Origin of the sequence: Cellulomonas sp. PhB150 (assembly GCF_003755175.1) — a bacterium.
Classification (GTDB): Bacteria; Actinomycetota; Actinomycetes; order Actinomycetales; family Cellulomonadaceae; genus Cellulomonas.
Map to the genome: position 1 here is coordinate 113,037 of NZ_RKHX01000005.1, position 26,927 is coordinate 139,963.

23 protein-coding genes are annotated in these 26,927 nt (G+C 74.4%); 14 read left to right on the top strand and 9 right to left on the bottom strand.

The genetic code is table 11. The annotated features are described in order from the left end of the window. Positions 1-26: 26 nt before the first annotated feature. From EDF34_RS15875 to EDF34_RS15895, 5 genes are all read left to right on the top strand, one after another. Positions 27-1,178 (top strand): HpcH/HpaI aldolase/citrate lyase family protein, encoded by a 1,152-nt coding sequence (locus EDF34_RS15875; protein ID WP_123372491.1) that lies wholly within the window; start codon positions 27-29, stop codon positions 1,176-1,178. Then, the gene (locus EDF34_RS15880; protein ID WP_123372492.1) at positions 1,175-3,694 is read left to right on the top strand and encodes a phosphoribosyltransferase; all 2,520 of its coding nucleotides are present in this window, start codon (positions 1,175-1,177) and stop codon (positions 3,692-3,694) included. The genes EDF34_RS15875 and EDF34_RS15880 overlap by 4 nt, the downstream gene beginning before the upstream one ends. Then, positions 3,691-4,659 carry an HAD family hydrolase gene (locus EDF34_RS15885; protein ID WP_233575426.1) on the top strand — a complete coding sequence of 323 codons (969 nt, stop codon included), beginning with the start codon at positions 3,691-3,693 and terminating at the stop codon, positions 4,657-4,659. Before EDF34_RS15880 ends, EDF34_RS15885 begins: the two co-directional genes overlap by 4 nt. Before the next feature lie 34 nt (positions 4,660-4,693). Next, on the top strand, positions 4,694-4,978 hold the full coding sequence (locus EDF34_RS15890; RefSeq protein WP_123372493.1) for a SelT/SelW/SelH family protein: 285 nt from the start codon (positions 4,694-4,696) through the stop codon (positions 4,976-4,978). 295 nt (positions 4,979-5,273) lie between these two features. Continuing rightward, complete coding sequence (locus EDF34_RS15895; protein WP_123372494.1) at positions 5,274-6,203, top strand: transglutaminase-like domain-containing protein; 930 nt, start codon at positions 5,274-5,276, stop codon at positions 6,201-6,203. A gap of 3 nt (positions 6,204-6,206) precedes the next feature. On the opposite strand, the gene msrA is transcribed toward EDF34_RS15895, so the two are convergent. Then, positions 6,207-6,875 carry a peptide-methionine (S)-S-oxide reductase MsrA gene (msrA, locus tag EDF34_RS15900; protein WP_123372495.1) on the bottom strand — a complete coding sequence of 223 codons (669 nt, stop codon included), beginning with the start codon at positions 6,873-6,875 and terminating at the stop codon, positions 6,207-6,209. A 114-nt stretch (positions 6,876-6,989) separates the two neighbouring features. Here msrA and EDF34_RS15905 point away from each other — a divergent pair, with 114 nt between their 5' ends. Genes EDF34_RS15905 through ilvA form a run of 3 tightly spaced genes read left to right on the top strand, consistent with a single transcriptional unit; the run spans position 6,990 to position 10,686 of the window. Then, positions 6,990-8,228, top strand: coding sequence for a cystathionine gamma-synthase (locus EDF34_RS15905; protein WP_123372496.1), 1,239 nt, complete (start codon positions 6,990-6,992; stop codon positions 8,226-8,228). Beyond that, the gene (locus EDF34_RS15910; RefSeq protein WP_123372497.1) at positions 8,225-9,490 is read left to right on the top strand and encodes an AI-2E family transporter; all 1,266 of its coding nucleotides are present in this window, start codon (positions 8,225-8,227) and stop codon (positions 9,488-9,490) included. Before EDF34_RS15905 ends, EDF34_RS15910 begins: the two co-directional genes overlap by 4 nt. Continuing rightward, a complete protein-coding gene (gene ilvA, locus EDF34_RS15915) occupies positions 9,487-10,686 on the top strand; it encodes a threonine ammonia-lyase (RefSeq protein ID WP_123372498.1) in 1,200 nt (399 codons plus the stop codon). Before EDF34_RS15910 ends, ilvA begins: the two co-directional genes overlap by 4 nt. A gap of 344 nt (positions 10,687-11,030) precedes the next feature. Here the strand turns inward: ilvA and greA are convergent, their stop codons facing one another. Beyond that, positions 11,031-11,519 (bottom strand): transcription elongation factor GreA, encoded by a 489-nt coding sequence (gene greA / locus EDF34_RS15920; RefSeq protein WP_123372499.1) that lies wholly within the window; start codon positions 11,517-11,519, stop codon positions 11,031-11,033. A gap of 243 nt (positions 11,520-11,762) precedes the next feature. After that, a complete protein-coding gene (locus EDF34_RS15925) occupies positions 11,763-12,161 on the bottom strand; it encodes a DUF4307 domain-containing protein (protein ID WP_123372500.1) in 399 nt (132 codons plus the stop codon). Between the two features lie 136 nt (positions 12,162-12,297). On the opposite strand from EDF34_RS15925, the gene mca reads away from it, so the two are divergent. The 3 genes from mca to EDF34_RS15940 are packed head-to-tail and all read left to right on the top strand — an operon-like array spanning position 12,298 to position 14,299. Further along, a complete protein-coding gene (gene mca / locus EDF34_RS15930) occupies positions 12,298-13,152 on the top strand; it encodes a mycothiol conjugate amidase Mca (protein ID WP_123372501.1) in 855 nt (284 codons plus the stop codon). Continuing rightward, positions 13,152-13,481, top strand: a complete 330-nt coding sequence (locus tag EDF34_RS15935) for a hypothetical protein (protein ID WP_123372502.1) — start codon at positions 13,152-13,154, stop codon at positions 13,479-13,481. The genes mca and EDF34_RS15935 overlap by 1 nt, the downstream gene beginning before the upstream one ends. After that, entirely contained in the window at positions 13,478-14,299 is an 822-nt protein-coding gene (locus EDF34_RS15940) for a carbon-nitrogen hydrolase family protein (protein WP_123372503.1), read from the top strand. Before EDF34_RS15935 ends, EDF34_RS15940 begins: the two co-directional genes overlap by 4 nt. 28 nt (positions 14,300-14,327) lie before the next feature. Here the strand turns inward: EDF34_RS15940 and EDF34_RS15945 are convergent, their stop codons facing one another. Continuing rightward, a complete protein-coding gene (locus EDF34_RS15945) occupies positions 14,328-15,065 on the bottom strand; it encodes a hemolysin III family protein (RefSeq protein ID WP_123372504.1) in 738 nt (245 codons plus the stop codon). A 139-nt stretch (positions 15,066-15,204) separates the two neighbouring features. Here EDF34_RS15945 and EDF34_RS15950 point away from each other — a divergent pair, with 139 nt between their 5' ends. From EDF34_RS15950 to EDF34_RS15960, 3 genes are all read left to right on the top strand, one after another. Beyond that, on the top strand, positions 15,205-15,966 hold the full coding sequence (locus EDF34_RS15950) for an isoprenyl transferase (RefSeq protein WP_123372505.1): 762 nt from the start codon (positions 15,205-15,207) through the stop codon (positions 15,964-15,966). Between the two features lie 499 nt (positions 15,967-16,465). Beyond that, positions 16,466-17,836 (top strand): PhoH family protein, encoded by a 1,371-nt coding sequence (locus tag EDF34_RS15955; RefSeq protein WP_123372506.1) that lies wholly within the window; start codon positions 16,466-16,468, stop codon positions 17,834-17,836. A gap of 99 nt (positions 17,837-17,935) precedes the next feature. Further along, a complete protein-coding gene (locus EDF34_RS15960) occupies positions 17,936-18,211 on the top strand; it encodes a TM2 domain-containing protein (RefSeq protein WP_123372507.1) in 276 nt (91 codons plus the stop codon). Between the two features lie 66 nt (positions 18,212-18,277). Here the strand turns inward: EDF34_RS15960 and EDF34_RS15965 are convergent, their stop codons facing one another. The 5 genes from EDF34_RS15965 to EDF34_RS15985 form a co-directional block, all read right to left on the bottom strand. Beyond that, a complete protein-coding gene (locus tag EDF34_RS15965; RefSeq protein ID WP_123372508.1) occupies positions 18,278-18,838 on the bottom strand; it encodes a hypothetical protein in 561 nt (186 codons plus the stop codon). Between the two features lie 133 nt (positions 18,839-18,971). Further along, a complete protein-coding gene (locus tag EDF34_RS15970) occupies positions 18,972-19,667 on the bottom strand; it encodes an ABC transporter ATP-binding protein (RefSeq protein ID WP_123372509.1) in 696 nt (231 codons plus the stop codon). Continuing rightward, positions 19,664-20,623 (bottom strand): ABC transporter ATP-binding protein, encoded by a 960-nt coding sequence (locus EDF34_RS15975; RefSeq protein WP_123372510.1) that lies wholly within the window; start codon positions 20,621-20,623, stop codon positions 19,664-19,666. Before EDF34_RS15975 ends, EDF34_RS15970 begins: the two co-directional genes overlap by 4 nt. 13 nt (positions 20,624-20,636) lie before the next feature. Then, positions 20,637-23,438 carry an FtsX-like permease family protein gene (locus tag EDF34_RS15980; protein ID WP_123372511.1) on the bottom strand — a complete coding sequence of 934 codons (2,802 nt, stop codon included), beginning with the start codon at positions 23,436-23,438 and terminating at the stop codon, positions 20,637-20,639. Continuing rightward, on the bottom strand, positions 23,435-26,725 hold the full coding sequence (locus EDF34_RS15985; protein ID WP_123372512.1) for an FtsX-like permease family protein: 3,291 nt from the start codon (positions 26,723-26,725) through the stop codon (positions 23,435-23,437). The genes EDF34_RS15980 and EDF34_RS15985 overlap by 4 nt, the downstream gene beginning before the upstream one ends. Positions 26,726-26,927 lie beyond the last annotated feature (202 nt).

Sequence of the window (26,927 nt, forward strand, 5' to 3'; positions counted from 1 at the left end):
TCAGGGGACCCGAGAGGTAGGACGCGATGCGGCACTTCGACCACCTGTCCGACGACACTCGTCGCCGGCTCTTCTGGCGTGAGCCGGAGCCGTTCACGCGGGACTCCCCGCGGGAGACCCTCGCCGTCGCGCTCGGCGCGACCCTCTACATGCCCGCCACGCGCCCGCGTCTCGCGCACGACCTGGTCCGCCGGGCCGGGCAGGGCGTGGTCAGCTCGGTCGTGTGCCTCGAGGACTCGATCGCGGACGAGGAGCTGCCCGCCGCGCAGGCCAACGCGATCGCGCAGCTGCGCGAGCTCGCCGTGACCGGCGGCGGGCCGCTGGTCTTCGTGCGCGTGCGGCAGCCCGAGCAGATCGCCGAGATCGCGGAGGGGCTCGGCGAGCACCTGCACGTGCTCAGCGGGTTCGTCCTCCCCAAGTTCGCCGAGTCGACCGGCGCGGCGTACCTCGACGCGCTGGACGACACCGCGGCCGTGCACGGGCGCCGCCTGTGGGGCATGCCCGTGATCGAGTCGCCGGAGATGATCCACCGCGAGACGCGGGACGACCAGCTCCTCGCGGTACGAGGCCTGCTCGACAAGCACCGCGACTCGGTGCTCGCGGTGCGCACCGGCGCGACCGACCTCAGCGGCGTGTACGGCATCCGCCGCGGGCGGGACCTGTCCATCTACGACGTGCGGCTCGTCGCGGACGTGCTCACCGACGTGGTCAACGTGCTCGGCCGGGCGGACGGCACGGGCTTCGTCGTGACCGGGCCGGTCTGGGAGTACTACGGCGGCAACGAGCGGCTGTTCAAGCCCCGGCTGCGGCAGGCGCCGTTCCAGGCCAGCGACGCCGAGGAGCTGCGCGCGGACCTGATCACCCAGGACCTGGACGGGCTGATCCGCGAGGTCGTGCTCGACGCCGCCAACGGGCTGACCGGCAAGACGGTCATCCACCCGAGCCACGTGCCGGTGGTCCACGCGCTGTCGGTCGTGCCGCACGAGGAGTTCGTCGACGCGAGCGACGTCCTCGGCCGCACCGCCGGTGCGTCGGCCTCGGCCTACCGGAACAAGATGAACGAGTCACGCCCGCACCGGGCCTGGGCCGAGCGCGTGCTGACGCGGGCCAAGGTGTTCGGGGTGGCGGAGGCCGACGTCGGGTTCGTCGACCTGCTGGGTGCGGAGGACGGCCGATGACGGCGCTCGCGGAGAGCTCGGGCACGGCGGCCTGGGTCGCGGAGCGCCTGGACGTGCGGCTGCGCACGACGAGCTCGCCGGTCGGGCTGGACCTGACCGACCTCGTCGGCCTCGCCGTGCGGCGCAACCCGCGGCGCGCGCACCTGCTGGTCTCGCGCGTGCTCGGCAAGCACGTGCCGACCGACCCGCGCGTGGTGCGCGGCGCCGGCCTGCTGCTGGGCGAGGTCGTCCGTGCCGCGCTCGGTGGCGGCGACGTCCCGCCCGGCCGGGGTGAGGCCTTGCTGTCGGCCCTTTCGGGCTCGGCGGAGGGCTTCGGCGACGTCGACCCGCGCGAGCCGGTGCCGGCCGTCGTGCTCGGGTACGCCGAGACGGCGACCGCGCTCGGCCAGCAGGTCGCCGAGGCGCTGGGGGCTCCTGTGCTGCACTCGACGCGCCGCCGGGTCCCGGGGCTCGAGCCCGTGGGCGGCTTCGAGGAGGAGCACTCGCACGCGACGAGCCACCTGCTGCTGCCGGCCGACCCGACGCTGCTGCGCTTCCCGGGCACGCTCGTGCTGGTCGACGACGAGCTGACGACCGGCCGCACGGCCCTCAACACCATCGCCGCCCTGCACGCCGGCCAGCCGCGGGACCGCTACGTCGTCGCCGCGCTCGTCGACCTGCGCACCCCGGACGACGTCGCCGCGATGACGGCCGTCGCCGAGCGGCTCGGGACGCGCATCGACGTGGTCGCCCTCGCGGCGGGCACGGTCGAGCTGCCCGACGACGTCGGCACGCGCGCGGCCGACCTGATCGCTGCGCTCGACGGGCCGGCGCCTGGTCGCGTCGTTCCGGTCGGCGCGACCGCCCGTGTCCCCCTGCCGTGGCCCGCCGACCTGCCCGAGTCCGCGCGGCACGGCTGGGACCCGGCCGACGACGCCGCCCGGTCGCTCGCCGTCGCGGTCGCCACGGAGACGCTCGCGGCCGCGCTGGCCGGGGACGCGTCCCGTGTGCTCGTGCTCGGCACCGAGGAGCTCCTCGACGTGCCGCAGCGCCTCGCGGCGGCGCTCGCCGACGGGCTGCCGAGCGTGGACGTGCGGTTCTCGTCGACCACCCGATCGCCCGTGCTGGCGGTCGACGACGAGGGCTACGCGATCCGCACCGCGCTGAGCTTCGACGCGCACGACGAGCCCGAGGACGGGCCCGGCCCGCGGTTCGCCTACAACGTCGCCGGCGGGGGCTTCGACGTCGTCGTGGTGGTGCTCGACGAGCGCGCCGGCACGCCGGCCGCGGACGCGCTGCTGGCCGCGCTGGCCACCGCCGCGCCGCGCGTGCTCGTCGCGACGCTGCCGGACGCGGCGGCCCGGGTCGCCCGCGGCCGGTCGCTGCCACCCGCGCTGCACGGCCCGGAGTTCGGCTCGTACGCCGCCGACGAGGTCTCCTGGCTGCTCACGGACCTGTCGGACGTCGCCCTCGAGGCCCCCGTCGAGGAGCGCGAGGAGGCCATCCAGTCGGGCGGCGCCCACTACGCCGAGTCCCTCCCGGTCGAGTACCAGCCGTCCGCGACCTACGCCGCGCTGTTCGAGGAGGCGCTCGCCGACGCGGCGGAGCGGGTCGCGCTCGCGGTCGGGATCGTCACCGAGCGTGCGCTCGCCGCACGCGGCGGGTCCCTCACGCTCGTCTCGCTCGCGCGCGCCGGCACCCCCATCGGCATCCTCATGCGCCGCTGGGCGCAGCAGGTGCACGGGATCGACGTGCCCCACTACGCGGTGTCGATCGTGCGTGGCCGCGGGGTCGACCACGTGGCGCTGCAGCACGTCGCCGCGCACCACGACCCGGCGTCGGTGCTGTTCGTCGACGGCTGGACGGGCAAGGGCGCGATCGCGCGCGAGCTCGCCGCTGCCCTGGTGGAGCACCGCGCGACGACCGGGGTCGACTTCCCCGCGGACCTCGCGGTGCTGGCCGACCCGGGGCACTGCGTGACGCTGTACGGCACCCGGGACGACTTCCTCATCCCGTCCGCGTGCCTGAACTCGACCGTCTCGGGGCTCGTGTCCCGCACGGTCCTCAACCGCGAGATCCTGCGCGAGGACCAGTTCCACGGCGCCAAGTTCTACGCGGAGCTGGCCGGCGCCGACGTCTCGAACCGGTTCCTCGACGCCGTCACCGCCCGGTTCGACGGCGTCCGGACGGCAGTCGCCGCGGCACCGGCGGCACCCGACGACGCGCCGGACTGGCGCGGCTGGGCAGCGGTCGAGCGCGTCTCGGTCGAGCAGGGCATCGGCGACGTCAACCTGGTCAAGCCCGGCGTCGGCGAGACCACGCGCGTGCTGCTGCGCCGCGTGCCGTGGAAGGTGCTGGTGCGGGCCGGCGCGGACCCCGCGGACCTGGTGCACATCCGGCACCTCGCCGCGGAGCGGGGCGTGCCCGTCGAGGAGGTCCCGGACCTGCCCTACTCCTGCATGGGCCTCATCCACCCGGCGTACACCGCGGGCGCGACGGGTGCGTCGGGCACCGCGGTCCGGACGGTGACCCCGTGAGCGCGCAGATCGTGAACGACGGCCCGACCTACCCGCTGCACGTGGTCGCCGACGCCGAGGCGCACGTCGCCGCAGCCGCGCGCGCCGCCGGCCTCCCGGACGCCCTCGCCGCCCGTGTGGCCACGTTCGCGCGCCCGGGTGCCGAGCGCAGCTCCGCCCCGGTGCTGGTCGCGTGCGACCTCGACCGGACCCTCGTCTACTCCGCCGCGGCACTGGGCCTGGTCGGCGAGGACCGGCACGCGCCGACGCTCGTCGTCGCCGAGGTCTTCGACGGCAAGCCGCTGTCGTTCCAGACCCGCGACGCGCACGACATGCTCGCGGTGCTCACGCGGGTGGCGACGCTGGTGCCCACCACGACGCGGACGCGCAGCCAGTACGCCCGCATCCGGATCCCCGGTTCGCCCCACCAGTACGCGGTGACGACGAACGGGGGGCACCTGCTCGTCGACGGAGTCGTGTGCCCGGACTGGGCGCAGCAGGTCGCGGACGAGCTGGCCGCCGCGGCCCCGCTCGCCGAGATCCACGAACGGCTGGCCTCCGTCGCGAGCGAGGCGTGGGTGCGCAAGCTCCGGGTCGCGGACGAGATGTTCGCCTACCTCGTGATCGAGCGCGGCCTCGTGCCGCCCTACTACGTGGACGACCTGACGGCGTGGTGCGAGGCGCGCGGCTGGACGGTCTCGGTGCAGGGCCGCAAGGTCTACTGCGTCCCCGCCACGCTGACCAAGTCGGCGGCGATCGCGGAGATCGCGCGCCGCACGGGTGCGGGCGAGGTGCTCGCGGCCGGGGACTCGCTGCTCGACGGCGACCTGCTGACCGCGGCCGTCCGGGGCGTCCGGCCCGCGCACGGCGAGCTCCACGAGACGGGATGGCACGCGCCGCACGTCGCCGTGACGTCGGCGTCCGGCGTGCTCGGCGGCGAGGAGATCGTCGCGCGCCTCCTGGCCGACGTGCTCAGCGGGGCTTGACCAGGTACCCCTGACCTGCGCGAAGGTGGGGGGCATGGGGGACAACCGCGTCACGATCACGTACTGCACGCAGTGCCGGTGGCTGCTCCGGGCGGCCTGGTACGCCCAGGAGCTGCTCACCACCTTCCACCGCGAGCTCGGCGAGGTCGCGCTGCGCCCGGCGACCGGCGGCGTGTTCGTCGTCGAGGTCGACGGCGACGTCATCTGGGACCGCAGCACCGACGGCGGCTTCCCCGAGATCACGGTGCTGAAGCGGGCCGTGCGCGACCGGGTGGCGCCCGACAAGCCGCTCGGGCACACAGACGTCGTCACCGCCTGAGCAGCGGGCGGCGCGTGATCTGGACCGTGGTCCGACGCGCGGTGGACAGCGGTGCGAACCGCCGGGCCGCGCTCGGTACGTTCGTCGCGATCCGGTCGTGCGGGTGATCGACCCCGGCCGGTGACGGGGGCACTCTCGGAGGCCGCCGGACCCGGGCTCGGGGGTGCCCGCACCGGCGGCGTGGCGGGCGAGCGACCGGTCCGGGGGGAATCCGGCCGCTCGCCCGCCTGGCCCTCCGCCGCCTCGTCGTCGGCTGCAGGTGCCGGTGCACGCCGACCGCGGGCAGGATGGGGTGATGGACCTCGCGCGCTACGCCACCCACACCGCGTTCTCGGACCCCGGCTCGCACGCCGACGTGCTGGCTTCCGTCGAGCCGCAGCCCGAGGCGATCCACGCCGCCGCGACCGCCCTCGTCGTCCACTACCGCGGCCAGGCGGACCGCGTGACGGACGCGATGCGGGACGACATCGACCTGCGCTGGCTCGCAGCGATCCTCGACACCGCGGCCGCGCGCGCCCCGATCGTCGCGGGTGCGCCGCGGGAGGTGGGCGAGCAGGTCGCGGGCTGCTGCCGCGACCACACCCTCGTCGGCCTCGGCGTGCTGCGCCAGCACGGGATCCCGGCACGCAGCCGCGTCGGCTTCGCCGGGTACTTCGATCCCGGGTTCCACAACGACCACGTCGTCGTCGAGCACTGGGACGGCTCGCGCTGGGTGCGCTTCGACGCCGAGCTGGGCACGGTCGGGTTCGACTTCGACACCCGTGACCTGCCGCAAGGTCCGCGTGCGCCGTTCGAGACGGCGGCCGAGGTGTGGGTCGCCGGGCGCGGCGGCAACCTCGACGCGTCGTCCTACGGCGTCGACCGCGGCATGCCGTGGCTGTGCGGGATGGGCTTCGTCCGCGGGTACGTGTTCCTCGAGCTCGCGCACCGGCAGGGCGACGAGCTCCTGCTCTGGGACGAGTTCGGCGCACGCGCCGCAGGGCTGCCGGCGGACGTCTCCCCGGTCGGTGCTGTCCGCGACGAGGTGGAGGCCGACGACCTCGCCGACGAGATCGCGGTGCTGCTCGTGCAGGCCGACGCGGGCGACGAGGACGCCGAGGCCGAGCTGGCCGCGCGCTACGAGACCGACCCGCGGCTCAACCCGCGCGCCGGCCTCGTCGCGCTCACGCCGCACGACCGGGTGGGCGACGTGGACCTGGCCACGCGCACCACCCGGTGGCGCTAGGAGCTACGCGCCGGTCGGGCGGGGGCAGGAGACGCCCGTGCCGCCCAGGCCGCAGTAGCCCGCGGGGTTCTTGTCGAGGTACTGCTGGTGGTAGCCCTCGGCGTAGTAGAAGCGGCCCGCCTCGTCGGCGGTGCGCACCTCGGTGGTGATCTCGCCGAAGCCCGCGCGGGTCAGCCGCGGCTGGTAGTCGGCCAGCGTCTTGTCGGCCGCCTCGGCCTGCTCGTCGGACGTCGTGTAGATCGCCGAGCGGTACTGCGTGCCGACGTCGCCGCCCTGGCGGAAGCCCTGCGTCGGGTCGTGCGACTCCCAGAACGTGCGGAGCAGGTCCTCGTGCGAGAGGACGGCAGGGTCGTAGGCGACCATGACCACCTCGGTGTGCCCGGTCTGGCCGGTGCACACCTCCTCGTACGTGGGGAACGGGGTGAAGCCGCCCTGGTAGCCGACGGCGGTGGTCACGACGCCGGGCGTCTTCCACATCGCCTTCTCGGCGCCCCAGAAGCAACCCATCGCGACGTACAGCGTCGCGGTGCCGTCGGGCCACGGGCCCGCCAGCGGGGTGCCCAGCACGGTGTGCGTGGTGGGAACGGTGTAGGAGTAGTCGTCGCGGCCGGCGAGGGCCCGCTCGGGGGCCACCATCGTCGAGCGCAGTGCGGATCCGAACAGCCAGCTCATGGTCTCGATCCTTCCAGGGCCCGTACCGGTCTGGTAGCGCCCGGCCAGCACAACCCCCCGCGTGCTCCCCGTGTTCCCGGTGGTGGGGGGGCGAGAAGGACCTAGCCTGGGGCGGTGACTCCCGACGATCTCGACTGGTCCGCCTCCGGCTTCTCCACCCGCGCCATCCACGCAGGTCAGGCGGCCGACCCGACCACGGGTGCCGTGGTACCGCCGATCTTCCAGGTCTCCACCTACAAGCAGGACGGCGTGGGTGGCCTTCGGGGCGGCTACGAGTACTCGCGATCGGCGAACCCGACGCGCACGGCGCTGGAGGAGGCCCTCGCGGCTGCCGAGGGTGGCGCCGGTGCCGCGGCCTTCGCGTCCGGGCTCGCCGCGGAGGACACCCTCCTGCGCGCCGTGCTGCGGCCCGGCGACCACGTCGTCGTGCCCGACGACGCCTACGGCGGCACGTACCGCCTGATCGCCCGCGTGTTCGGCCCGTGGGGGATCGAGCACACGGCCGTGGACCTCTCGGACCCCGACGCGGTGCTCGCGGCCATCCAGCCGGGCCGCACCAAGGTCGTCTGGGTCGAGACCCCGACCAACCCGCTGCTGGGCATCGCGGACATCGCGGCGATCGCCGTGCACGCGCAGTCGGTGGGCGCGCTGCTCGTCGTCGACAACACGTTCGCCACCCCGTACCTGCAGCAGCCGCTCGCGCTGGGCGCGGACGTCGTCGTGCACTCGACGACCAAGTACATCGGGGGCCACTCCGACGTGGTCGGCGGCGCGCTCGTCGTCGGCGACGGTGCGCAGCTCCCGGTCGGGCTCGTCGGGCCGACCGGGACGACGAGCCTGCTCGACGCCGTCCGGTTCCACCACAACGCCTCCGGCGCGGTCGCCGGCCCGTTCGACGCGTGGCTCACGCTGCGCGGCCTGCGCACCCTCGCCGTCCGGATGGACCGTCACGTGGCCAACGCCGCCGCGGTCGTCGACTTCCTCAGCGGACGCCCGGACGTCGCCGAGGTGCTCTACCCCGGCCTGGAGTCGCACCCGGGCCACGAGGTCGCGGCGCGGCAGATGTCGGCGTTCGGCGGCATGGTCGCCTTCCGGACTGGCAGCGAGTCGACCGCGCTCGCGGTGTGCGCCGCGACGCGCGTGTTCACCCTCGCCGAGTCGCTCGGCGGCGTCGAGTCGCTCGTCGAGCACCCGTACCGGATGACGCACGGCTCGGTGGTCGGCACGGCACTCGAGGTGCCAGACGACCTCGTCCGCCTGTCCGTCGGCATCGAGGACGCCGACGACCTGCTCGCGGACCTCGCGCGCGCCCTCGACCTCGCCTCCGACCTCGCACAGGGGAGCCAGTCATGACCGAGCCCACGCAGGCCTCGCAGGCGCCGTTCGACGCCGCGCAGTCGGTCCCGCCGTCGGTGCAGCGTGCCGCCGCCTGGTCCTGGCGGCTGCTGCTCATCGTGGCGGCCGCAGCGGTCGGCGTGTACGCGATCGGTGCGCTCAAGGTCGTCATCGTGCCGATCGCGGTCGCCGTGCTCGTCACGATCCTGCTCACGCCGGTCGTGGCGTTCTTCCAGCGCAGGCTGCGGATGTCGCGCGCGCTGGCCAGCGGCATCGCGCTCGCGGGGCTCATCGTGCTGGTCGCCGCGCTGCTGACCGTCGCGGGGGCGTCGATCGTGCGCGGCTTCGGCGACCTCGGCGACCAGGCGCGCGAGGGCGTGGACAAGGTCACCGCCTGGCTCGCCGACGGCCCGCTGGGGCTCACCACCGACGACCTGACCCAGTGGGCGGACAAGCTGCAGGACCTGGCGAGCTCGTCGGGCGGCTCGGGGCTGGTCTCCGGCGCGCTGCACGGTGCCGTGACCGTCGGCCACGTCGCGGCCGGCGCGCTCATCGCCGTGTTCTGCACGTTCTTCTTCCTGCTGGACGGCCGCACCATCTGGTCCTGGGTCGTCGGCCTGCTGCCCCGCGGCACGCGCGAGCACGTCCACCAGGCGGCCCGGCGCGGCCTCGTCACCCTCGGCGCCTACACGCGCACGCAGATCCTCGTCGCCGCCGTCGACGCGCTCGGCATCGGCATCGGCGCGGCCATCCTGCACGTCCCGCTCGCGCTGCCGCTCGCGATCCTCGTGTTCCTGGGGTCGTTCATCCCGATCGTCGGCGCTCTGCTCACGGGCACGATCGCGGTGCTCGTCGCGCTCGTCGCGCAGGGCCCCGTGGTCGCGCTGATCATGCTCGGCGTGGTGCTGCTCGTGCAGCAGCTCGAGGGGCACGTGCTGCAGCCGTTCCTCATGGGGCACGCGGTGTCGCTGCACCCGGTCGCCGTGCTGCTCGCGGTGGCGGCGGGCTCGTTCGTCGCCGGCATCCTCGGCGCGCTGTTCGCGGTGCCGATCGTCGCGGTCATCAACACCGTCGTCCTCTACCTGCACGGGCACGACAAGTTCCCGCAGCTCGGGACGGAGGACCACGTCGCGGTCCGGGGCCGGGGGCACCCGGCGCTCGACCTGTCCATCGCCCAGGTCGCCGAGAACTCGGCGGCGGACGCGGCGTCCGACGAGGAGCTCGGCGCCGACGCCGCGGTCGGCAAGGACGCGTCGCCGGTGGCGGAGGACGGCAAGTGACGACCCTGGCCGACGTCCGTGCCGCGAACGAGCTGCTCGAAGGGGTCATCGAGCGGACGCCCGTCGAGTCCAGCCGGGCGCTCTCGCAGATCGCCGGAGCGCAGGTGTGGCTCAAGTGCGAGAACCTCCAGCGCGCCGGGTCGTTCAAGATCCGCGGCGCGTACACGCGGATGTCCCGGCTGACGCCCGAGGAGCGCGCCCGCGGCGTCGTCGCGGCGAGCGCCGGCAACCACGCGCAGGGCGTCGCGCTGGCCGCACGGCTGCTCGGCATCGATGCGGTGGTGTTCATGCCGGTCGAGGCGGCGCTGCCCAAGCTGGCCGCGACGCGCGATTACGGCGCACGCGTCGAGCTCGTCGGGCACAGCGTCGACGACGCGCTGGTGCACGCGCGCGAGTACGCCGAGCGCACCGGCGCGGTCCTCATCCACCCGTTCGACCACGCCGACGTCATCGCGGGGCAGGGCACGATCGCGCTCGAGATCCTCGAGCAGGTCCCGGACGTCGCGACGATCATCGTGCCGGTCGGCGGCGGCGGGCTCGCGGCCGGGGTCGTCGCGACGGTGCGCGAGCTCGCGCCGCACGTCCGCGTGGTCGGCGTCCAGGCCGCGCGCGCCGCGGCCTACCCCGTCTCGCTCTCGTCGGGCGAGCCGGTGCGGGCCGCCGAGATGCGCACGATGGCCGACGGCATCGCGGTGGGGATGCCGGGCGCCGCGCCGTTCGCGGTGCTGCACGAGGCCGGCACGGAGATCCGGACCGTCTCCGAGGAGGACCTCTCCCGCGGGGTGCTGCTCGTCGCCGAGCGCGCCAAGCTGCTGGTCGAGCCGTCGGGTGCGGCGGCCGTCGCGGCGCTCATGGCCACGCCCGGCGAGTTCGATGGGCCGGTCGTCGCGATCCTCTCGGGCGGGAACATCGACCCGCAGGTGCTGCTGCGGGTCGTGCGGCACGGGCTCGCGTCCGCCGGGCGGTTCCTGTGGCTGCACCTGCGCATCGACGACCGCCCGTTCGCGCTGGCCGACGTCCTGCGCGAGCTGGCCAGCACCGGCGCCAACGTCATGCACGTCTCCCACGTGCGCACGCAGGGCGAGCTCGCGGTCGACGAGGTGGCGATCGAGGTCCAGGTCGAGACCAAGGGCCCCGACCACTGCGCCCAGGTGATGCACCACCTGCGCTCCCACGGCTACCGCCTCACCGACTGACCCGTCCCCGCCGGCCCGCCTCGGCGCCGGCGGGCGCGCCGGCCCGCGCTCGCTGGCGCCTGCGGCCGCGCCGGCCCGGGCTCGCTGGCTGTCATCACGCCGATCCATCATCATCACGCCGATTCAAACCAGCGTGATGATGGCGAATCGGCGAGATGACGCGCACCCTGGCGGCCGGTCTGGTCGCGACTGCTGCGAGGTAGGCGGTTGGGCGACGGGTAGTCGGTTGCAACCGACTACCTCGCGCAGAGCCGACTACCTCGCGCAGATTCGCCGGCCCACCGATCGGGACGACGACGGCGCCCGGCCCCCGGAGGGGACGGGCGCCGTCAGGGCGTGCGTCGTCAGCCGGCGAAGGGCTTCGCGGCGACGATCTCGACCGGGATCGAGCGCCCGTTGGGGGCCTCGTACGAGGTCGTGTCGCCGACGCTGCGGCCGTTGATCGCGGCGCCGAGCGGCGAGGTCGGGGAGAACACGTCGATCTCCGAGGTCCCGGCGATCTCGCGCGAGCCGAGCAGGAAGACCATCGTGTCGCCGGCGACGACAGCGGTGACCTCCATGCCGGGCTCGACGACGCCGTCGTCGGCGGGCGTGCCGATCTGCACGTTGCGCAGCTTGGCCTCGAGCTCGCGGATGCGGGCCTCGTGCTTCGCCTGCTCCTCGCGGGCGGCGTGGTACCCGCCGTTCTCCTTGAGGTCGCCCTCCTCGCGGGCGGCGGCGATCCGGCCGGTGATCTCGGTGCGGCCCTCACCCTTGAGGTGGTCGAGCTCGGCGATGAGTCGGTCGTAGGCCTCTTGCGTCAGCCAGGTGGCTGGTGCCGTCGTATCGGTCACGATCGCTCCTTTCCTTGCGTCTGGCCGGCCAGACGGCCGGTCGTCATGGGCGCACGACCGCCGGTGCGAGACGCCCGTCAGGGCGTGCCCTCACCCGTCGTGTCCTCGGGGTGCTGCGCCGTGCCTGTCGGTCGCGTCGACCGTGGGTGTCCGTGCGCTGGTGCGACCGGACGGCGGCGTGCGAAACGACCACGATAGCAATCGGCCCGGAATCAGGCCCGAGAGATACCTCGAAAGGGGGAGTCAGCCCACGTGGCAGGTCTGGACGCCGCCGCTCACGGCGAGCTCCGCGGTGGGCACGGTGACGGTCACGCGCACCGTGTCCGTGTCCGCGGGTCCGACCTCGACCGTGCGCACGCCGACCTCGCCGAACGACTGCGACAGCGCCCGCACGCGGCAGCTCGCGGTGGCGTCCTGCGCCTTGGTGACGTCGAACGTGACGTCGGTCGACGAGGCGTCCGTCACATCGAAGCCGACGTCCTTCCACTGCACCGGGTCCTCGAGCGCCGAGCCGCCGACCCACACCACGACGCCCAGCACGAGCGCGGCGAGCGCGCCCCAGCCGACGAACCGCCAGGCTCGGCTCCGGGGGCGCACGGGTCCGTAGCGCCCCACGGGCGGGCGGACAGGGGTGTCGGTCACGAGATCCTCCGGGCTGCGGCGCACGACGGGTCCCCGCGTGCGCGATCATTGTCTCTCGCCCCACCCACACGCCCGCGCACTCGAGGTGCGCGGCCACCGACGGGAGCCATACGTGAGCGGAGAGCGCCTGCGCCTCATGGCGGTGCACGCCCACCCGGACGACGAGTCGAGCAAGGGCGCGGCCACGACCGCGCGCTACGCCGCCGAGGGTGTCGACGTGCTCGTCGTCAGCTGCACCGGCGGGGAGCGCGGCGACGTGCTCAACCCCAGCTACGGCCCGCTCGAGGGCGGCCTCGACGTCATCCGCGCGGTCCGTGAGCAGGAGATGGCCGCGGCGGCCGCGGCGCTGGGGGTCCGCCAGCACTGGCTCGGCTTCGTCGACTCCGGCCTGCCGGAGGGCGACCCGCTGCCGCCGCTGCCCGAGGGGTGCTTCGCGCTCGTGCCGCTCGAGGAGGCGTCCGCGCCGCTCGTCGAGCTGGTGCGCGAGTTCCGGCCGCACGTCATCACCACGTACGACCCGTCGGGCGGCTACCCGCACCCCGACCACATCATGTGCCACCGCGTCTCCGCCGAGGCCTACGCGGCCGCGGGGGACCCGGAGCGCTACGTCGGGCGGGGTGAGCCCTGGACGCCGCTCAAGCTCTACTACAACCACGGGTTCTCGATGCGCCGCATGCGGGCCGTGCACGAGGCGATCATCGCGGCGGGCCGCGAGTCGCCGTTCGGCGAGTGGATCGAGTCGCGCCAGGCGGCCGAGATCCCCGAGCGCGAGGTCACGACCCGCATCGAGTGCGCCGAGTACTTCGACCAGCGCGACGCCGCCCTGCGCGCGCACGCCACCCAGATCGACCCGGACGGGTTCTTCTTCGCCGTGCCGCGCGCGGTCGAGGTGGCCCAGTGGTCGACCGAGGAGTACGAGCTCGCGGACTCGCGGGTGCCCACCGACCTGCCCGAGGACGACCTGTTCGCCGGGATCCGGGAGACCGTCTGATGCTGCACGCCGCCACACCCTCGCCGTACCCCACGCCGTCCGGGGTCGCGGTCACCGCCTCGCAGGGTGGCTCGCCGGGCTTCCTCGGGTTCGTCTTCACGTTCCTGCTGGCGATCGCGGTCGTGCTCCTGTTCCTGTCGCTGACGAAGCAGCTGCGCAGGGTCGACCGCCGCGCGAAGCAGCAGGGGCTGCTCGACGACCCCGACGCGAACCTCGTCGGCATCGACGCCGGCGCTGCCGGACCGGACCTCGAGGTCGACGCGGACGGCCCCGTCGCGCAGCCGGGCGGTGCACCCGGCGACGAGCCCGACGCGCCGCCGTCCCGATGAGCCCGCACCCGCCCACGCGCCCCTCGGTGCGCGTCACGGTCGCGCAGCTGCAGGGCTCGCCCGACCACGCCGCGAACCGGCAGGTCGTCTCGGACGCGTTCCGCACGGCCGAGCAGGTGCACGCCGACCTGGTGGTGTTCCCGGAGTACAGCTCGGGCTTCGACCCGCACGGCGTCGGGGTCGCCCACGTGGAGGCGATCGACGGGCCGTTCGTCTCGCTGCTGCGGGAGCGGGCGGCGCAGACCGGCGTCGCGGCCATCGCCGGCACGACGCTGCCCGGCGGCCCCGGGCGGGCCGTGAACGCGGTCGTCGGCGTCGACGGCTCGGGCGGGCTCGTCGGGGTCTACCGCAAGGTGCACCTGTACGACGCGTTCGGTCACCGTGAGTCCGACCGCCTCGAGCCCGGTCCGGTGGACGCGCGGCCCCTCGTCCTGGACGTCGCGGGCCTGCGGTTCGGCGTCATGACCTGCTACGACCTGCGTTTCCCGGAGTCGGCCCGGCGCCTCGTCGACGCGGGCGCGCAGGTGCTCGTCGTGCCCGCCGCCTGGGCCGAGGGCGAGCTCAAGGTGATGCACTGGCACACGCTGGCCGTCGCGCGCGCGATCGAGAACACGTCCGCGGTCGTTGCGGTGGGGATGGCCGGCCGCGGGGTCATCGGCCACTCGCTGGTCGTCGGCCCCGACGGCATGGTCGGGCTCGAGCTCGACGACGAGCCCGGCGTCCGCACGGTCGACGTGGACGGCGCCCTGCTGGGCGAGGTCCGCGAGCAGAACCCGAGCCTCTCCAACCGCCGCTACTCGGTCACCCCGCGCCTCTGACCCATCCCTCAACCCCCGGGGCGGCGGGTCAGGCCGAGGCGTACGAGGCCAGCGAGACCGCGATGTAGTGGCACGTGTAGCCGACGACGGTCAGCACGTGGAAGATCTCGTGGAAGCCGAACCAGCGCGGGCTCGGGTTGGGGCGCTTGAGGCCGTAGACGACCGCCCCGAGCGTGTACGCGAGGCCGCCGCCGATGACGAGCCACATGACCGCCGGGCCGCCCGAGCGGTAGAACTGCGGCAGGAACGCGACCGCGACCCAGCCCAGCGCGACGTACACCGGCACGTAGACCCACCGCGGCGCGCCGAGCCAGAAGACGCGGGCCAGCAACCCGACGAGGGCACCGGCCCACACGATGATCAGCAGGACCTTCGCCGTCCTGGCGGGCAGCAGCAGCACCGCGAGGGGCGTGTAGGTGCCGGCGATGATGAGGAAGATGTTGGTGTGGTCCAGCCGTCGTAGGACTGCGGCCGTGCGGGGCGACCAGCGCCCGCGGTGGTAGATCGCCGACGTGCCGAACAGCATCACGGCGGAGAGGCCGAACACCGCGGTGGACCACTTGGCGGCCGCGGTGGGGGACAGCACGACGAGCACGATCGAGGCGATCAGCACGAACGGCGCGACGCCCGCGTGGATCCAGCCGCGCAGGTGGGGCTTGACGGTCTCGACCACGCGCTCGACGGGACCGGGCTCCTGCGGGTGCTCGGTCGCCTGCTCCGGGGGGCCGGCTGCGGCGGGCCCGTCGGGCGCTGCGGTCGTGCTCATGGCCGGTCTCGATTCGTCGGGCGGGGCTAACCTACGACGCCGTAGGTTACGGCACCGTAGGTACGGGTGTCGAACCACGGCAGCCCCCACGCTAGTAACGTGGGCGCGTTCCGTCCGCCCATCCGCGCAAGGAGGTCGCGTGCGGCTGCCCCACCCCCTGTACCGGCTGTACGAGCGCCGCCTCGCCGCCTCGCTGCCGGCGGACCGCCTCCCGCGGCACATCGGCGTGATCGTCGACGGCAACCGCCGGTGGGCCCGCAGCCTGGGCGAGTCGACCGCGCACGGGCACCGGGCGGGTGCCGACAAGATCGGCGACCTGCTGGAGTGGAGCGAGGACATCGGCGTCGAGGTCGTGACGCTGTGGATGCTGTCCACCGACAACCTCGAGCGGGCGTCCGACGAGCTCGAGCCGCTGCTGGCGATCATCGAGGACGTCGTCGGCGAGCTGGCCTCGACCGGGCGCTGGCGGCTGCAGGCCGTCGGCGCGCTCGACATGCTGCCCGACCACACGGCCAACGCGCTGCTGGCGGCGCAGGACGCGACCGCGGGGGTGCGCGGTGTGCACGTCAACGTCGCGGTCGGCTACGGCGGGCGCCGCGAGATCGCCGACGCCGTGCGGGCCTACCTGCGGGCCGGGGCCGCGGCGGGGGAGAGCCTCGACGAGCTGGCCGAGGCCTTCGACGTCGAGCACATCGCCGAGCACCTCTACACCAAGGGGCAGCCGGACCCGGACCTCGTGATCCGCACCTCCGGCGAGCAGCGCCTCGGCGGGTTCCTGCTGTGGCAGAGCGCGCACTCGGAGTTCTACTTCTGCGAGGCCTACTGGCCCGACTTCCGGCGCGTCGACTTCCTGCGGGCGATGCGCGCGTACGCCGCCCGCGAGCGCCGCCTCGGCCGCTGAGCGCCCTCGGCCGCTGAGCACCCCGCTGAGCGCGCGTGGGTGTGCAACACGCCGCGCCGCACCCGGCGTGTCGCACACCCACGCGCACACCAGGCGTGATCGCGCCGTCCCATGCCCGTGAGTGCAGCCTTCGTCGCAGCACTCGCGCCGCTGAGCAGCACGAACGCTGCGACGATCCCTGCGGCCATCGGGGCGGGGTCGGCAAGAGGCTCGACGGCGGCGCACGGCAGTCAGGTGAACACCGCGTAACACGGCCGCGTGTCGTGCTGGACACCGCCCCCCGCGGGGTTAGTTTCCGGCGTAGAGGACGACACCCCGCCGTCCCCGGGAGGCCTTGCCCATGGAGCAGCTGCTCCGGGAGGAGGGTCGATCCCGGCCCACCTCAGGTGGACCAGGTCGCCCCCACCCCGTCGCCGATCACCGGCACGTGGACCCGCGCACGCGGGCCGCCGGTGCGAGGCGCCTTCTGCGGCGCAGGTAGCGCCGGAGGGAGCAGGCCGTGGTCAGCAGCGCAACGCAGGACGAGGTCGCCCGTGTCGCAGGGGGTCGCCGGACCCACGTGCTCGATACATCGGTCCTGCTGTCCGACCCGAAGGCCATCGGCCGGTTCGCGGAGCACGACGTGGTCCTTCCGGTCGTCGTCATCACGGAGCTCGAGGCCAAGCGCCACCACGCGGAGCTCGGCTACTTCGCCCGCTCAGCCCTCCGGATGCTCGACGACCTGCGCATCGAGCACGGTCGCCTGGACGCCCCCATCGTCCTCACGCCCGAGGGTGGCTCGCTGCGGGTCGAGCTCAACCACACCGACCCGACGGTCCTGCCCGCCGGCTTCCGGCTCGGCGACAACGACTCCCGCATCCTCGCGGTCGCGGCGAACCTCGCGGCCGAGGGCCACGACGTCACGGTCGTCTCCAAGGACCTGCCGATGCGTGTGAAGGCGTCCGCCGTGGGCCTGCGCGCGGAGGAGTACCGCGCCGAGCTCGCGGTCGACTCCGGCTGGACCGGCATGGACGCGCTCGACCTGGCCGAGCACCAGATGGCGGACCTGTGGGAGAACGAGAGCGTCGCGCTCGCGGACATCAGCGCCGACACGGCGACGTTCGGCACGACGACCCCGCAGGACCTGCCCTGCCACACGGGCCTCGTCCTGCACAGCCCCCGCGGCTCCGCGCTGGGCCGCGTGACGGCCGACAAGCACGTGCAGCTGGTGCGCGGCGACCAGGACGTGTTCGGCCTGCACGGCCGGTCCGCGGAGCAGCGGATCGCGATCGACATGCTGCTCGACGAGGAGATCGGGATCGTCTCGCTGGGCGGCCGCGCGGGGACGGGCAAGTCGGCCCTCGCGCTGTGCGCCGGCCTCGAGGCGGTTCTGGAGCGTCGTCAGCACCGCAAGGTCATGGTCTTCCGCCCGCTGTACGCCGTGGGTGGCCAGGACCTCGGCTACCTGCCCGGCAGCGAGTCCGAGAAGATGAACCCGTGGGCGCAGGCGGTCTTCGACACCCTGGGCGCCATCGTCAGCAAGGAGGTCGTCGAGGAGATCATCGACCGCGACATCCTCGAGGTGCTCCCGCTGACCCACATCCGCGGCCGCTCGCTGCACGACGCGTACGTGATCGTCGACGAGGCGCAGTCGCTCGAGCGCAACGTGCTGCTCACGGTGCTGTCCCGCATCGGCCAGTCGTCGCGCGTGGTCCTCACGCACGACGTCGCGCAGCGCGACAACCTGCGCGTCGGCCGGCACGACGGCATCGCGGCGGTGATCGAGGCGCTCAAGGGCCACCCGCTGTTCGGCCACATCACGCTGACCCGCTCGGAGCGCTCGCCCGTCGCCGCGCTCGTCACGGAGCTCCTCGAGGGCATCGAGGCCTGAGACTCACCCGCCGAACCCGGGACGCGCGCCGCGTCGAGCCACTAGATTCGGCGCGCGTCGTCGTGGCCGTCGGCCCGCGCACCCGCCTGGAGGAACGTCATGTCGTACCCCGACCCGGTCCCGCAGTCCGTGCCGCACAACCAGCCCTGGACGGGCGACGAGGTCAGCCCCCGTCTGCTGCTCCCCGCGGTCCTGCTGTGCTTCTTCCTGGGCACGCTTGGCATCCACCGCTTCTACGTCGGCAAGATCGGCACCGGCGTGCTGATGATCTTCACGCTCGGCGGCCTCGGCATCTGGACGCTCATCGACTTCATCGTGCTCGTCGTCGGCTCGTTCAAGGACAAGGAAGGCCGCTACCTCAAGCAGTGGACCTGAGTCTGACTCGGACGGAGGGCGCCGACCTGACCTGGTCGGCGCCCTCCGTGCTGCCCGGAGCCTGGCTCAGAACGGCAGGGGTCCGTGGTCGGTGGGGACCAGCAGCAGCCCCACCACCTGCGAGTCCGCGGACACCGCCACGCGCCCGACGATGCTCCCCGCCTCGCACTCGAGCGTCGTGGCGCCGACGACGACCCCGCTGACCTCGTCGTCCGGGTCGACGACGGTGCCGTCCGGCAGCTCGACCCGAGTGCCCGTGCAGCGCTGCCACGCACCCACCTCGGCCACGACCGCGCGCCACGTCTCGGCGATCAGGTCGGCGGGCAGCTCCTCGGCCGTCCGCGGGTGCAGCAGGGGCATCAGGCGGTCGTAGTCGGCGGCCGCGATCAGCGCGCACACCTGCTCGGTCAGCTCCGCCACCCCGGCTGCCGATCGCCGCGCGAGGGCCTCCCCGGTCTGCGGATCGACCGGCCTGCCGAATCGCTTGAACGCCGCCTGCTTGGTCATGTCGAGCTCCTCCCCGATCTGGGCCCAGGTCCGACCCTGGGTACGTGCCTCCTGCACCGCCAGGGCGAGCTGGCGGCGCGCGTCGTCGAGCGCGGCGTGGGCCGCGCGGATCTTGGTCATGACCCGAGTCAACCATCGGTTGACGGCGACGTCAACCAAAAGTTGACATGAGCGGCGACGAGCGGTGGATCTCGCACGCTTCCGCGCCGGGATGCGTGCGCGGGCCACCGCTCGCCGGCCCGGAGGAGCGGGATCAGTCGACGAGGCGGCCGTCCGCCAGCCGCACGACGCGGTCGGCCAGCGACATCATCAGCGGGTCGTGCGTGGAGACGATCGCCGTCATGCCCTCGGCCTCGACCACGGCCCGCAGCAGGGCCATGACCGCGGTGCCGGTCTCGGTGTCCAGCTGGCCGGTGGGCTCGTCGGCGACCAGCAGCCGCGGTGAGCTCGCCAGGGCGCGGGCGATCGCGACGCGCTGCTGCTGCCCGCCGGACATCTCGCCGGGTCGCTGCTGCTCGTGACCGCCGAGGCCGACGAGGTCGAGCAGCAGCTGCACGCGTGCCTCGCGGTCGGGCGTCGGCATCCGGCGCAGCCGCAGGGGAACGCCGACGTTCTCGGCCGCCGAGAGCACGGGGACCAGCCCGAACGTCTGGAAGACGAAGGACACGACGTCCCGCCTGAGCGACACCAGGCCGGCCTCGTCGAGCGAGGAGACCTCGCGCCCGTCGACGACCACGCGGCCCTCGTCGGGCCGGTCCAGGCCGCCGATGCAGTTGAGCAGGGTCGTCTTGCCGGAGCCGGAGCGCCCGACGAGCGCGACGAGCTCACCCGGCGCGATCGTGAACGACACGTCCTGCACCGCGTGCACGGCCGCGGCGCCGTGCCCGTAGACGCGGCTGACGTGCTCGACGCGCACGGCGGCCTCGACGGTGGTGGCGGTGGCGGTCATGCCTGCTCCTCGTCGCTGCGGTGCCGGCCTCGGGGCTTCTCCGGCCGGATCGTCACGTGGGACTCCTCGAGCGCCAGGCGCACGCGCCCGACGAGATCGAGCGCCTCGCGGAACTCCTGGGGGAGCTGCACCCGCCCGGCGCGGTCGAGCACGGCGAGCTCCTCGGCGATGACGTGCTCCGTGCCGTCGTCCTGGATGTGGGTGCGCCGCACGGTCTCCGACGACGTGCGACCGTCGCGGATCGCGATGGTGCGCTGCACGTGCTCGGAGACGCCCGGGTCGTGCGTGACGACCACGACCGTGGTGCCGAGCTCGCGGTTGACGGTGCGCAGGCTCTCCAGCACGTCGTGCGACGTCTTGGTGTCGAGCTCGCCCGTGGGCTCGTCGGCGAACAGGACCTGGGGGGAGTTCGCCAGGCCGACGGCGATGGCCACGCGCTGCTGCTCGCCGCCGGACATCTCGCCGGGACGCCGGTCCGCGCAGTACGCGATCCCCAGCACGTCGAGCAGCTCGGTCGTGCGCTGCTCGCGGTCCTTGGTCGGGACTCCCGCGAGCATGAGCGGGAAGGCGACGTTCTCGGCGGCCGTCAGGTAGGGCACGAGGTTGCGCGCCGTCTGCTGCCAGACGAACCCGACCATGGACCGGCGGTACTGCACGCGCTGGCCGGCCGTCATCGACATGAGGTCCCACTCGCCCACGCGCACGCGGCCGGCGGTCGGGACGTCGAGCCCGGACAGCACCGACAGCAGGGTGGACTTGCCGGAGCCGGACGCGCCGACGATGGCCACGAGCTCGCCGGGCTCGACGAGCAGGTCGAGGCCCTGCAGCGCCTGCACCTCGACGCCCTCGGACTGGTAGATGCGCACGAGCGAGTCGCACACGATCAGGGCGTGCTCGCCGAAGTCGCCGGTGCGCGCGCGGGCGCGCTCCTCGAGCGAACCGAGCGTCGTCGTCATCTGGTCGTCTCCTTCATCGTTCGCCCACCCGCAGGACCTCGCCCAGCTTGTCGCGGCGCCGCACCGCGGACTCCACCAGCACCGTCACGACGAGCGCCACCGCGATCACCGCGACCGCCCCGAGCACCGGCCACCAGCCGATCCGCAGCGGCGGCTGCGCGAACCCGCCCGTGGCGAGCTCGAGGCCGAGCGCACCGGACGTGAGCCACGGGATCAGGATGCCGATCGCCGTACCGCCGAGCACGGCCGCCGCCGCGACGGGCAGCAGCTCGGCGAAGGTCAGGGCCGACGCGGTGCGCGCGTCGAGGCCGAGCGTGCGCAGCGCGGACAGTGCCCGGCCGCGCTCGCGGGACGTCGCGGCGACCATGAGCACGAGCGCGAGGGCGGCGTACGCGGCGAGCGCGACCGACGCCGCGAGCAGCAGGAGGACGAGGTCGCGGTTGAGCGGCGAGTCGCGCCACTCCTGCAGCCACTCGTCGCGGTCGACGACCGTCACGCCCGGACGGCCCTCGAGGTGCAGCGCCTGCGTCGCGGCGAGCGCACCGGGCCCGTCGACGAGGATCGTCGTCGGCTCGCTCGTGACGCCCTGGGCGTCGTCGAAGGTCGCGCGGTCGACGAGCACCCGGCCGTCCACCGGTGCGCCCGAGCCGTCGGTGCGCACGCGCGGCTCGTCGCCGACGACGCCGACCACGTCGAGTCCCACGCGCCCGGCGTTGGTCTGCACGTCCGGGGTGACCAGCGCGACGGCGGCCGAGATCGACGGGCTGACGAGCGCGGCCGGCGTCGTCGGGTCCCCGGTGGTGAGGAGCCGCAGGTCCGTGCCCGATCGGCCGTGCGTCTCCTCGATCGTCGCGAGCGGCTCGGCGTCCACGAGGATCAGGTCCGCCGTCGTACCGGAGTTCATGCCGATCGTGCGCCCGCCGACCACGGCGATGCCCGCGACGGCGGTCACACCGGGCTCGCCGCGCAGGTCGGTGACGTCCTGGTCGGTCAGCGGACCCTCCACCCGGACGTCGGCGCCGGTGCGCGCATCGGCGGCGGCGCTCTGGCCGGCGGCGATGGTCAGCACGGTCGTCCCGCAGAACACCACGAGCCCGATCGCGACGGTCAGGGTCAGCAGCGGCACGGCGGTGCCCGAGGCGGCGCTGGCGCGCGCGGTGGCGACGACGGGCACCAGGCCGCGCCGCGTGCGTGCCGCGCGGCTCAGCGCGCGCAGGAGCGGGGGCAGGACCCGCGCGACGACGAGCGTCGCGGCCGCCGCCACGAGCAGCGGCGTCGCGGCCAGGAGCAGGTCGACGCCGCCGGTGCTGGTCTGCGCGAGGCCGCGGCGCCGGACCGAGACCACGGCACCGACCGCGATCGCGATGAGCGTGGCCTCGGCGACGACGCGTCGTGCGCGGCCGCGGGCGCGCACCCGGTTGCGGTCGGACCGGTTCGCCGCCGTGCGCCGGCCCGAGTAGGCGGTCCGGACCTGCAGGGCCGCGACGAGGGCCGGGGTGAGCGCGGCGATCACGACGAGGGCGACGGCGACCCCGGTCCCCGAACCGTCGGACGGCAGCAGCAGGGATGCGACGAGGGCCCCCGCACACCCGGCGACCACGGCGATCGGGACCGACTCGAGCAGGGCCCGGACCGCCACCGACGCGATCGAGGCCCCGCGCGCGCGCTCTGCGAGCAGGTACGTCTCGCGCCGGGCGACCAGCAGCTTCGCGGCCAGCACGAGCACCAGGGCGCCCACTCCGCTGAGCCCGAGCACGAGCACCGACTGCTGCGCCCGCGCGGCCGCGAGCCGGCCACTGATCGCGTCGAGGGTCGACCCGAGCTGCGTCGTCACGGTGACGGGGTAGCCCGCCGCCTGGGAGAGGGGCGACGGATCGGCCTGCACCTGCGTGACGGCCGTGGTGATCGCGGGGGCCGTCCCGGCGTCGACGAGTGCGGCGTCCGGCGAGTACCGCACCTGCGTGACGAGGGCACGGGCCTGGATGACGAGCTTCGCGTCGGGCAGCGAGGCGTCGGTGACCAGCAGCGCGACGTGGCCGGCCTGGCCGGGCGAGGCCGCGTCGCGGGCGGCGAGCAGGTCGGGGAACTGCGACCACACCCGGTCCTCCGGGTCCGGCACGGTGTACAACCCGGTGACGACCAGGTCGACCGGTCCGTACGTGTACAGCGAGAGCTTCGCGCGGTCGCCCGGACGCACGCCGAACCGGGCGGCGGCGTCGGCCTGCATCCCGACCTCCACCTCGTGCAGGGGCAGGCCCGTCGCGTCGGGGTCCTCGGCGGGTAGCTCGGCCGGCGCCGGCGCGGTGCCCTCGACCCACTGCACGAGCCCGGCCTGCCGCGCCTCGTCGGGGTCGCCGACGTACGCCAGCCGGGTGGTGATGGCCGTCGTGCCGACGCGGCCGTGCACGATCGGGGTGGCCACCGAGGCGGCGCCGGGCCCGGTGACGTCGCGCAGGGCTGTCGGCAGCGCGTCGTGCACGGCTGCCGCGTCGCGGCGCAGGGTCGCGGCCGCGTTGGGGTCGCGCACCGTGCTCATGCTCTGCCCGAACCCCACCCCGCTCGCCGCGCCGATCCGGGCGACGACGTCCGCGGAGGTGCCGGCATCGACGACGGCCTGCTCGACGGCCTCGTCGGCGGCGCGCGCCACCACGCTCGGGACCAGGAGCGAGAGGGCGACGGTGACGGCCAGGACCACCGCGGTCAGTGCCAGCAGGCCGGCGTCCGACAGGCTGCGCCGGCGCGCGACGAGCGGCGCGCCGGCGGTGGCGGCGCGGATGCCCGTGCGCAGGCCTGCGCGCTCGGTCGTTGTCGTCATCGCTCGTCCCCCAGCCGGAGCAGCTCGCCGGACGCGCGCTTGAGCAGCGTGCTCGTCGTGACGCCCACGACGAGTGCCACCAGGAGCACGAGCGCACCGACCAGGGCGAGCTGATAGCCCCAGTCCCACTCGACGAGGACGTCGGGCACGGGCGGCTGCCCGGAGGCGGAGGTCGTGATCAAGGGAGCGACCACGTGGGCGAGCAACGCTCCGAGCGCGAGGCCGACGACGACCCCGACCGTGCCGAGGATCGCGTGCTCGACCAGCACCGAGCGCACGAGCCCGGCCCGGGGCGCGCCGAGCGCCTGCAGCCGCGCGAACTCGAGCCGACGCGAGCGCACCGTCACCGCGGCGCTCATCGCGAGCCCGCTCACGGCCAGGGCGAGCGCCGCGACCACGACGATCCACAGGGCGGCCTGGATGCCGACGCGCAGCGGGCCGTCGGTGGCGGCCTCCCGCTCCTCGACGCGCACGACCGTGCTGGTGCCGTCCTGCGCCAGCGTCGCCGCGACGGTCTCGGCCTGGTCGTCGGGCACCTCGAGCCACCACTCGTCGGCGAGCGTCCGGGACGACCCGGCCATGACGACCTCGCGGCCGAGCAGGTCCTCGTCGAGGATCACGCCGCGCCCGGACGGCTGGCCCGGGAGGTAGGGAACGGTGCCCGCGATCACGACGCGGATGCTGGCGCCGTCGATGGTCAGGAGCAGCTGGTCGCCGACGCTGTTGCCGAGCGTCTCCAGGACGTCGGGCGTGACGAGTGCCTGCACGTTCGACGCCCCGGAGGACGGGTCGGCGAAGGTGACGGCGGTGAGGTCGACCGGTTCCCCGAAGCGCCCCGCACCGGCGATGGTGGCCGACAGGCGCAGCGAGTCGTCCGTGACCTTCAGGCCCGCCCCGGACCCGCTCGTGCTCCAGTCGGCCGTGAGGCTCACCGACTCGACGCCTTCGAGGTCCTCGACCGCCGGCGGCTCCGAGACGCTCGTCGAGCCGCTCGCGACGCGCAGGTTCTCGACGCGCAGGTTCGCGACGACGTCGCCCCGGGGCGGAGGCTTCGTCGGGTCCGGGACCGCGCGGGCCACGACGCCGACGAGCTGGAGCCCGCTGACGGCGGCAGGGATCGGCAGGACGACGTCGGTGGCCGTCCGTTCGAACGAGATCCCGGGCAGCTGCAGGGTCGTCCGCGCCCCGGACGGGTCCTGGAGGACCAGGGCGGACAGGATCGTGCCCTCCGCGTCGGAGCTGACCCCCGAGGCCAGGTCGACGACGAGGAAGGCCGGCGTGCCGGGCAGGGCGATCCCGGTGGCGGGCTCGGCGGGCCGCAGCGGCGCGGTCCGCGCTCCCCAACCGGGGGGCACCCGGCCGCGCAGCAGCTCGTCCGCGTGCGTCGTGTCGACGGCGAGCAACGTGGTCGGCACACCACCGGCGCCGGACCGGGAGTTGGCGCTCGGTGTGCCGATCGTCACGTCCCGGAAGGTCACCGGGGCGGCGCGCTCGATCCCGGGCACGGCCGCGAGCCGGGACGCGGCGACCATCGGCGCGCCGGGGGTCGGCGTCGCGCGGACGTCGGCGCCGACCGCGAGGTCGGTCTGGTCCAGCTGCGACGTCCGCCAGGTCGCGAGGAACGACGACGAGAACGCGCCCACGCCGACGGAGAGGGTCAGGAGGAGCACGGCCGCCGTGGCCCGCGCCGGGCGGCGCCCGAGCTCCCACACCGCGAGCGGTGACACCCATGCCCGGCTCCGCGCGGCGAGTCGCTCGCCGACGTGCGCCACCACCGGCATGAGGCGCAGCGCCAGCACGGCACCGGCCAGCAGCACGAGCGCGGGTGCGAGGACGAGGACGGGGTCGATCCCGCCGAGCCCGCTGGACGTGCTGCCCACGGGCGAGCGGTACGAGCGCAGCTGCCACAGGGCGATGCCGGCCAGCACGACGAGCGCGACGTCGGCACCGGAGCGTGCGGCCGAGCCGCGTCGCTCCTGCCGGGCGCTCGGCTGCTCGCTCGAGCCGCGGCGCAGCAGCGGACCGACGAGGACACCGGCGAGCAGGACCGCGGCGAGCGCGCAGGTGAGCCACAGCAGCGCGGGTCGGCCGGGATCGATGTCGAGGCCTCCGCGGCGCACGGCCGGGAAGAACGCGAGGGCGCGGTAGGTCAGCACGGCGAGGAAGGGGGAGACGACCGCCGTCACCAGGGCGATCGCGAGCGCCTCCAGGACGGCCAGCCACAGGATCTGACGGTGGGACGCACCGCGCGACGCCATGAGCGTCTGCTCGGGCACCCGGCGGTCGGCAAGCATCCGCGCCGCCAGCAGCAGGACTGTCACGGCGAGAGTCACGAGCATGAGGGCGACCACGACGAGGGTCACCCGCGTGACCTGCAGGCTGCCCCCCGCGGCGTCGATCGTGCCGGGCAGGCGCGTGGCCACGTAGGACGACAGGCCGTCGGAGGCCGTCGCCGCGGCGAGCTGCTGCTGGGCGTCGTCCAGGCGGACGCGCAGTCCGTCGACGGCCCGGGTCGGCGCGTCCGTGAGCTCGGGATGGGCGACGAGGTGCGCGACCCCGAGAGGTGCGGCACCGTCGGTGAGCACCGCCGCGTCGCCCACGACGAACGGCCCCCACGCCTGGGTCTGCAGGAAGCCAGCCGAGCCCAGCACGGGGTAGGAGGGGTCGTGCTCCACGCCCTTGAGCTCGTCGCGCTCCCAGTTCGCCGCGGGACCCGTGAGGGCGAACGTGCCCGTGACGACGAAGGTGGCGGGATCCCGCGACGAGGCCTGCTTGACGTCCACCACGCTGCCGACGGTCCAGCCGTACTCGTCCGCGACGACCTGCGGGACCGCGACGGGGATGCGGCCCTGCTCGTCGACGCCCGTGGTGGGGAACTCGCCGCTGAGCAGCGTGCTGCTCGCCTGCACCCGCGGCGTCGAGGCGAGGTAGGCGTACGGGGCGATCGGGTCGTCGGTGCCCTGGATCGAGTACATCACCGACGAGAGCCACTCCTCGCGGCTCGCGGGGACGTCGCCGAGGAGCTGGTCGAGGAACGCGGTCCCGTGCTCGACCGCTGCGGCGCCGGTGTCCTCACCCGACGTCAGGGTCAGGGTGACGTCGATCTCGCGGTCGGCGGCGCTGGTCCGGTCCAGCGCGACGGCGAGCATGTGGTGCTGGCTCGTCGCGAGCAGGAGCGCGAACGTGCCGAGCACGGTCGCGCCGACGAGGGCGACGGCAAGGACGGCGAGCAGCAGGGTCTGCTGGGAGCGGGCGCGGCGCAGGAGGAGCCGGCTGTTGCCGCCCATGCACCCTCCCGACGCCGTCGTCGGCCGCTCACCCGGACCCGGGGGCGGCGCCGCGACCGATGCTAGGCACAGGGACGACCTCGGTGGGAGCGATTCCACATCACGGATCGGTCACCATCTGCCGGAGGTGTCCGGAGTCACCCCCGACCGCCTTGACTTACTAATGCTCCCGGCGCACTATTCCATTCGGAATATATGGCCG

Excerpts from the sequence above, each read along its gene's own strand:
- EDF34_RS15875 (WP_123372491.1), top strand. The coding sequence starts at position 27 with ATGCGGCACTTCGACCACCTGTCCGACGACACTCGTCGCCGGCTCTTC.
- EDF34_RS15880 (WP_123372492.1), top strand. The coding sequence starts at position 1,175 with ATGACGGCGCTCGCGGAGAGCTCGGGCACGGCGGCCTGGGTCGCGGAG.
- EDF34_RS15890 (WP_123372493.1), top strand. The coding sequence starts at position 4,694 with ATGGGGGACAACCGCGTCACGATCACGTACTGCACGCAGTGCCGGTGG.
- EDF34_RS15895 (WP_123372494.1), top strand. The coding sequence starts at position 5,274 with ATGGACCTCGCGCGCTACGCCACCCACACCGCGTTCTCGGACCCCGGC.
- msrA (WP_123372495.1), bottom strand. The coding sequence starts at position 6,875 with ATGAGCTGGCTGTTCGGATCCGCACTGCGCTCGACGATGGTGGCCCCC.
- EDF34_RS15910 (WP_123372497.1), top strand. The coding sequence starts at position 8,225 with ATGACCGAGCCCACGCAGGCCTCGCAGGCGCCGTTCGACGCCGCGCAG.
- mca (WP_123372501.1), top strand. The coding sequence starts at position 12,298 with ATGGCGGTGCACGCCCACCCGGACGACGAGTCGAGCAAGGGCGCGGCC.
- EDF34_RS15935 (WP_123372502.1), top strand. The coding sequence starts at position 13,152 with ATGCTGCACGCCGCCACACCCTCGCCGTACCCCACGCCGTCCGGGGTC.
- EDF34_RS15940 (WP_123372503.1), top strand. The coding sequence starts at position 13,478 with ATGAGCCCGCACCCGCCCACGCGCCCCTCGGTGCGCGTCACGGTCGCG.
- EDF34_RS15945 (WP_123372504.1), bottom strand. The coding sequence starts at position 15,065 with ATGAGCACGACCGCAGCGCCCGACGGGCCCGCCGCAGCCGGCCCCCCG.
- EDF34_RS15960 (WP_123372507.1), top strand. The coding sequence starts at position 17,936 with ATGTCGTACCCCGACCCGGTCCCGCAGTCCGTGCCGCACAACCAGCCC.
- EDF34_RS15965 (WP_123372508.1), bottom strand. The coding sequence starts at position 18,838 with ATGACCAAGATCCGCGCGGCCCACGCCGCGCTCGACGACGCGCGCCGC.
- EDF34_RS15970 (WP_123372509.1), bottom strand. The coding sequence starts at position 19,667 with ATGACCGCCACCGCCACCACCGTCGAGGCCGCCGTGCGCGTCGAGCAC.
- EDF34_RS15975 (WP_123372510.1), bottom strand. The coding sequence starts at position 20,623 with ATGACGACGACGCTCGGTTCGCTCGAGGAGCGCGCCCGCGCGCGCACC.
- EDF34_RS15980 (WP_123372511.1), bottom strand. The coding sequence starts at position 23,438 with ATGACGACAACGACCGAGCGCGCAGGCCTGCGCACGGGCATCCGCGCC.
- EDF34_RS15985 (WP_123372512.1), bottom strand. The coding sequence starts at position 26,725 with ATGGGCGGCAACAGCCGGCTCCTCCTGCGCCGCGCCCGCTCCCAGCAG.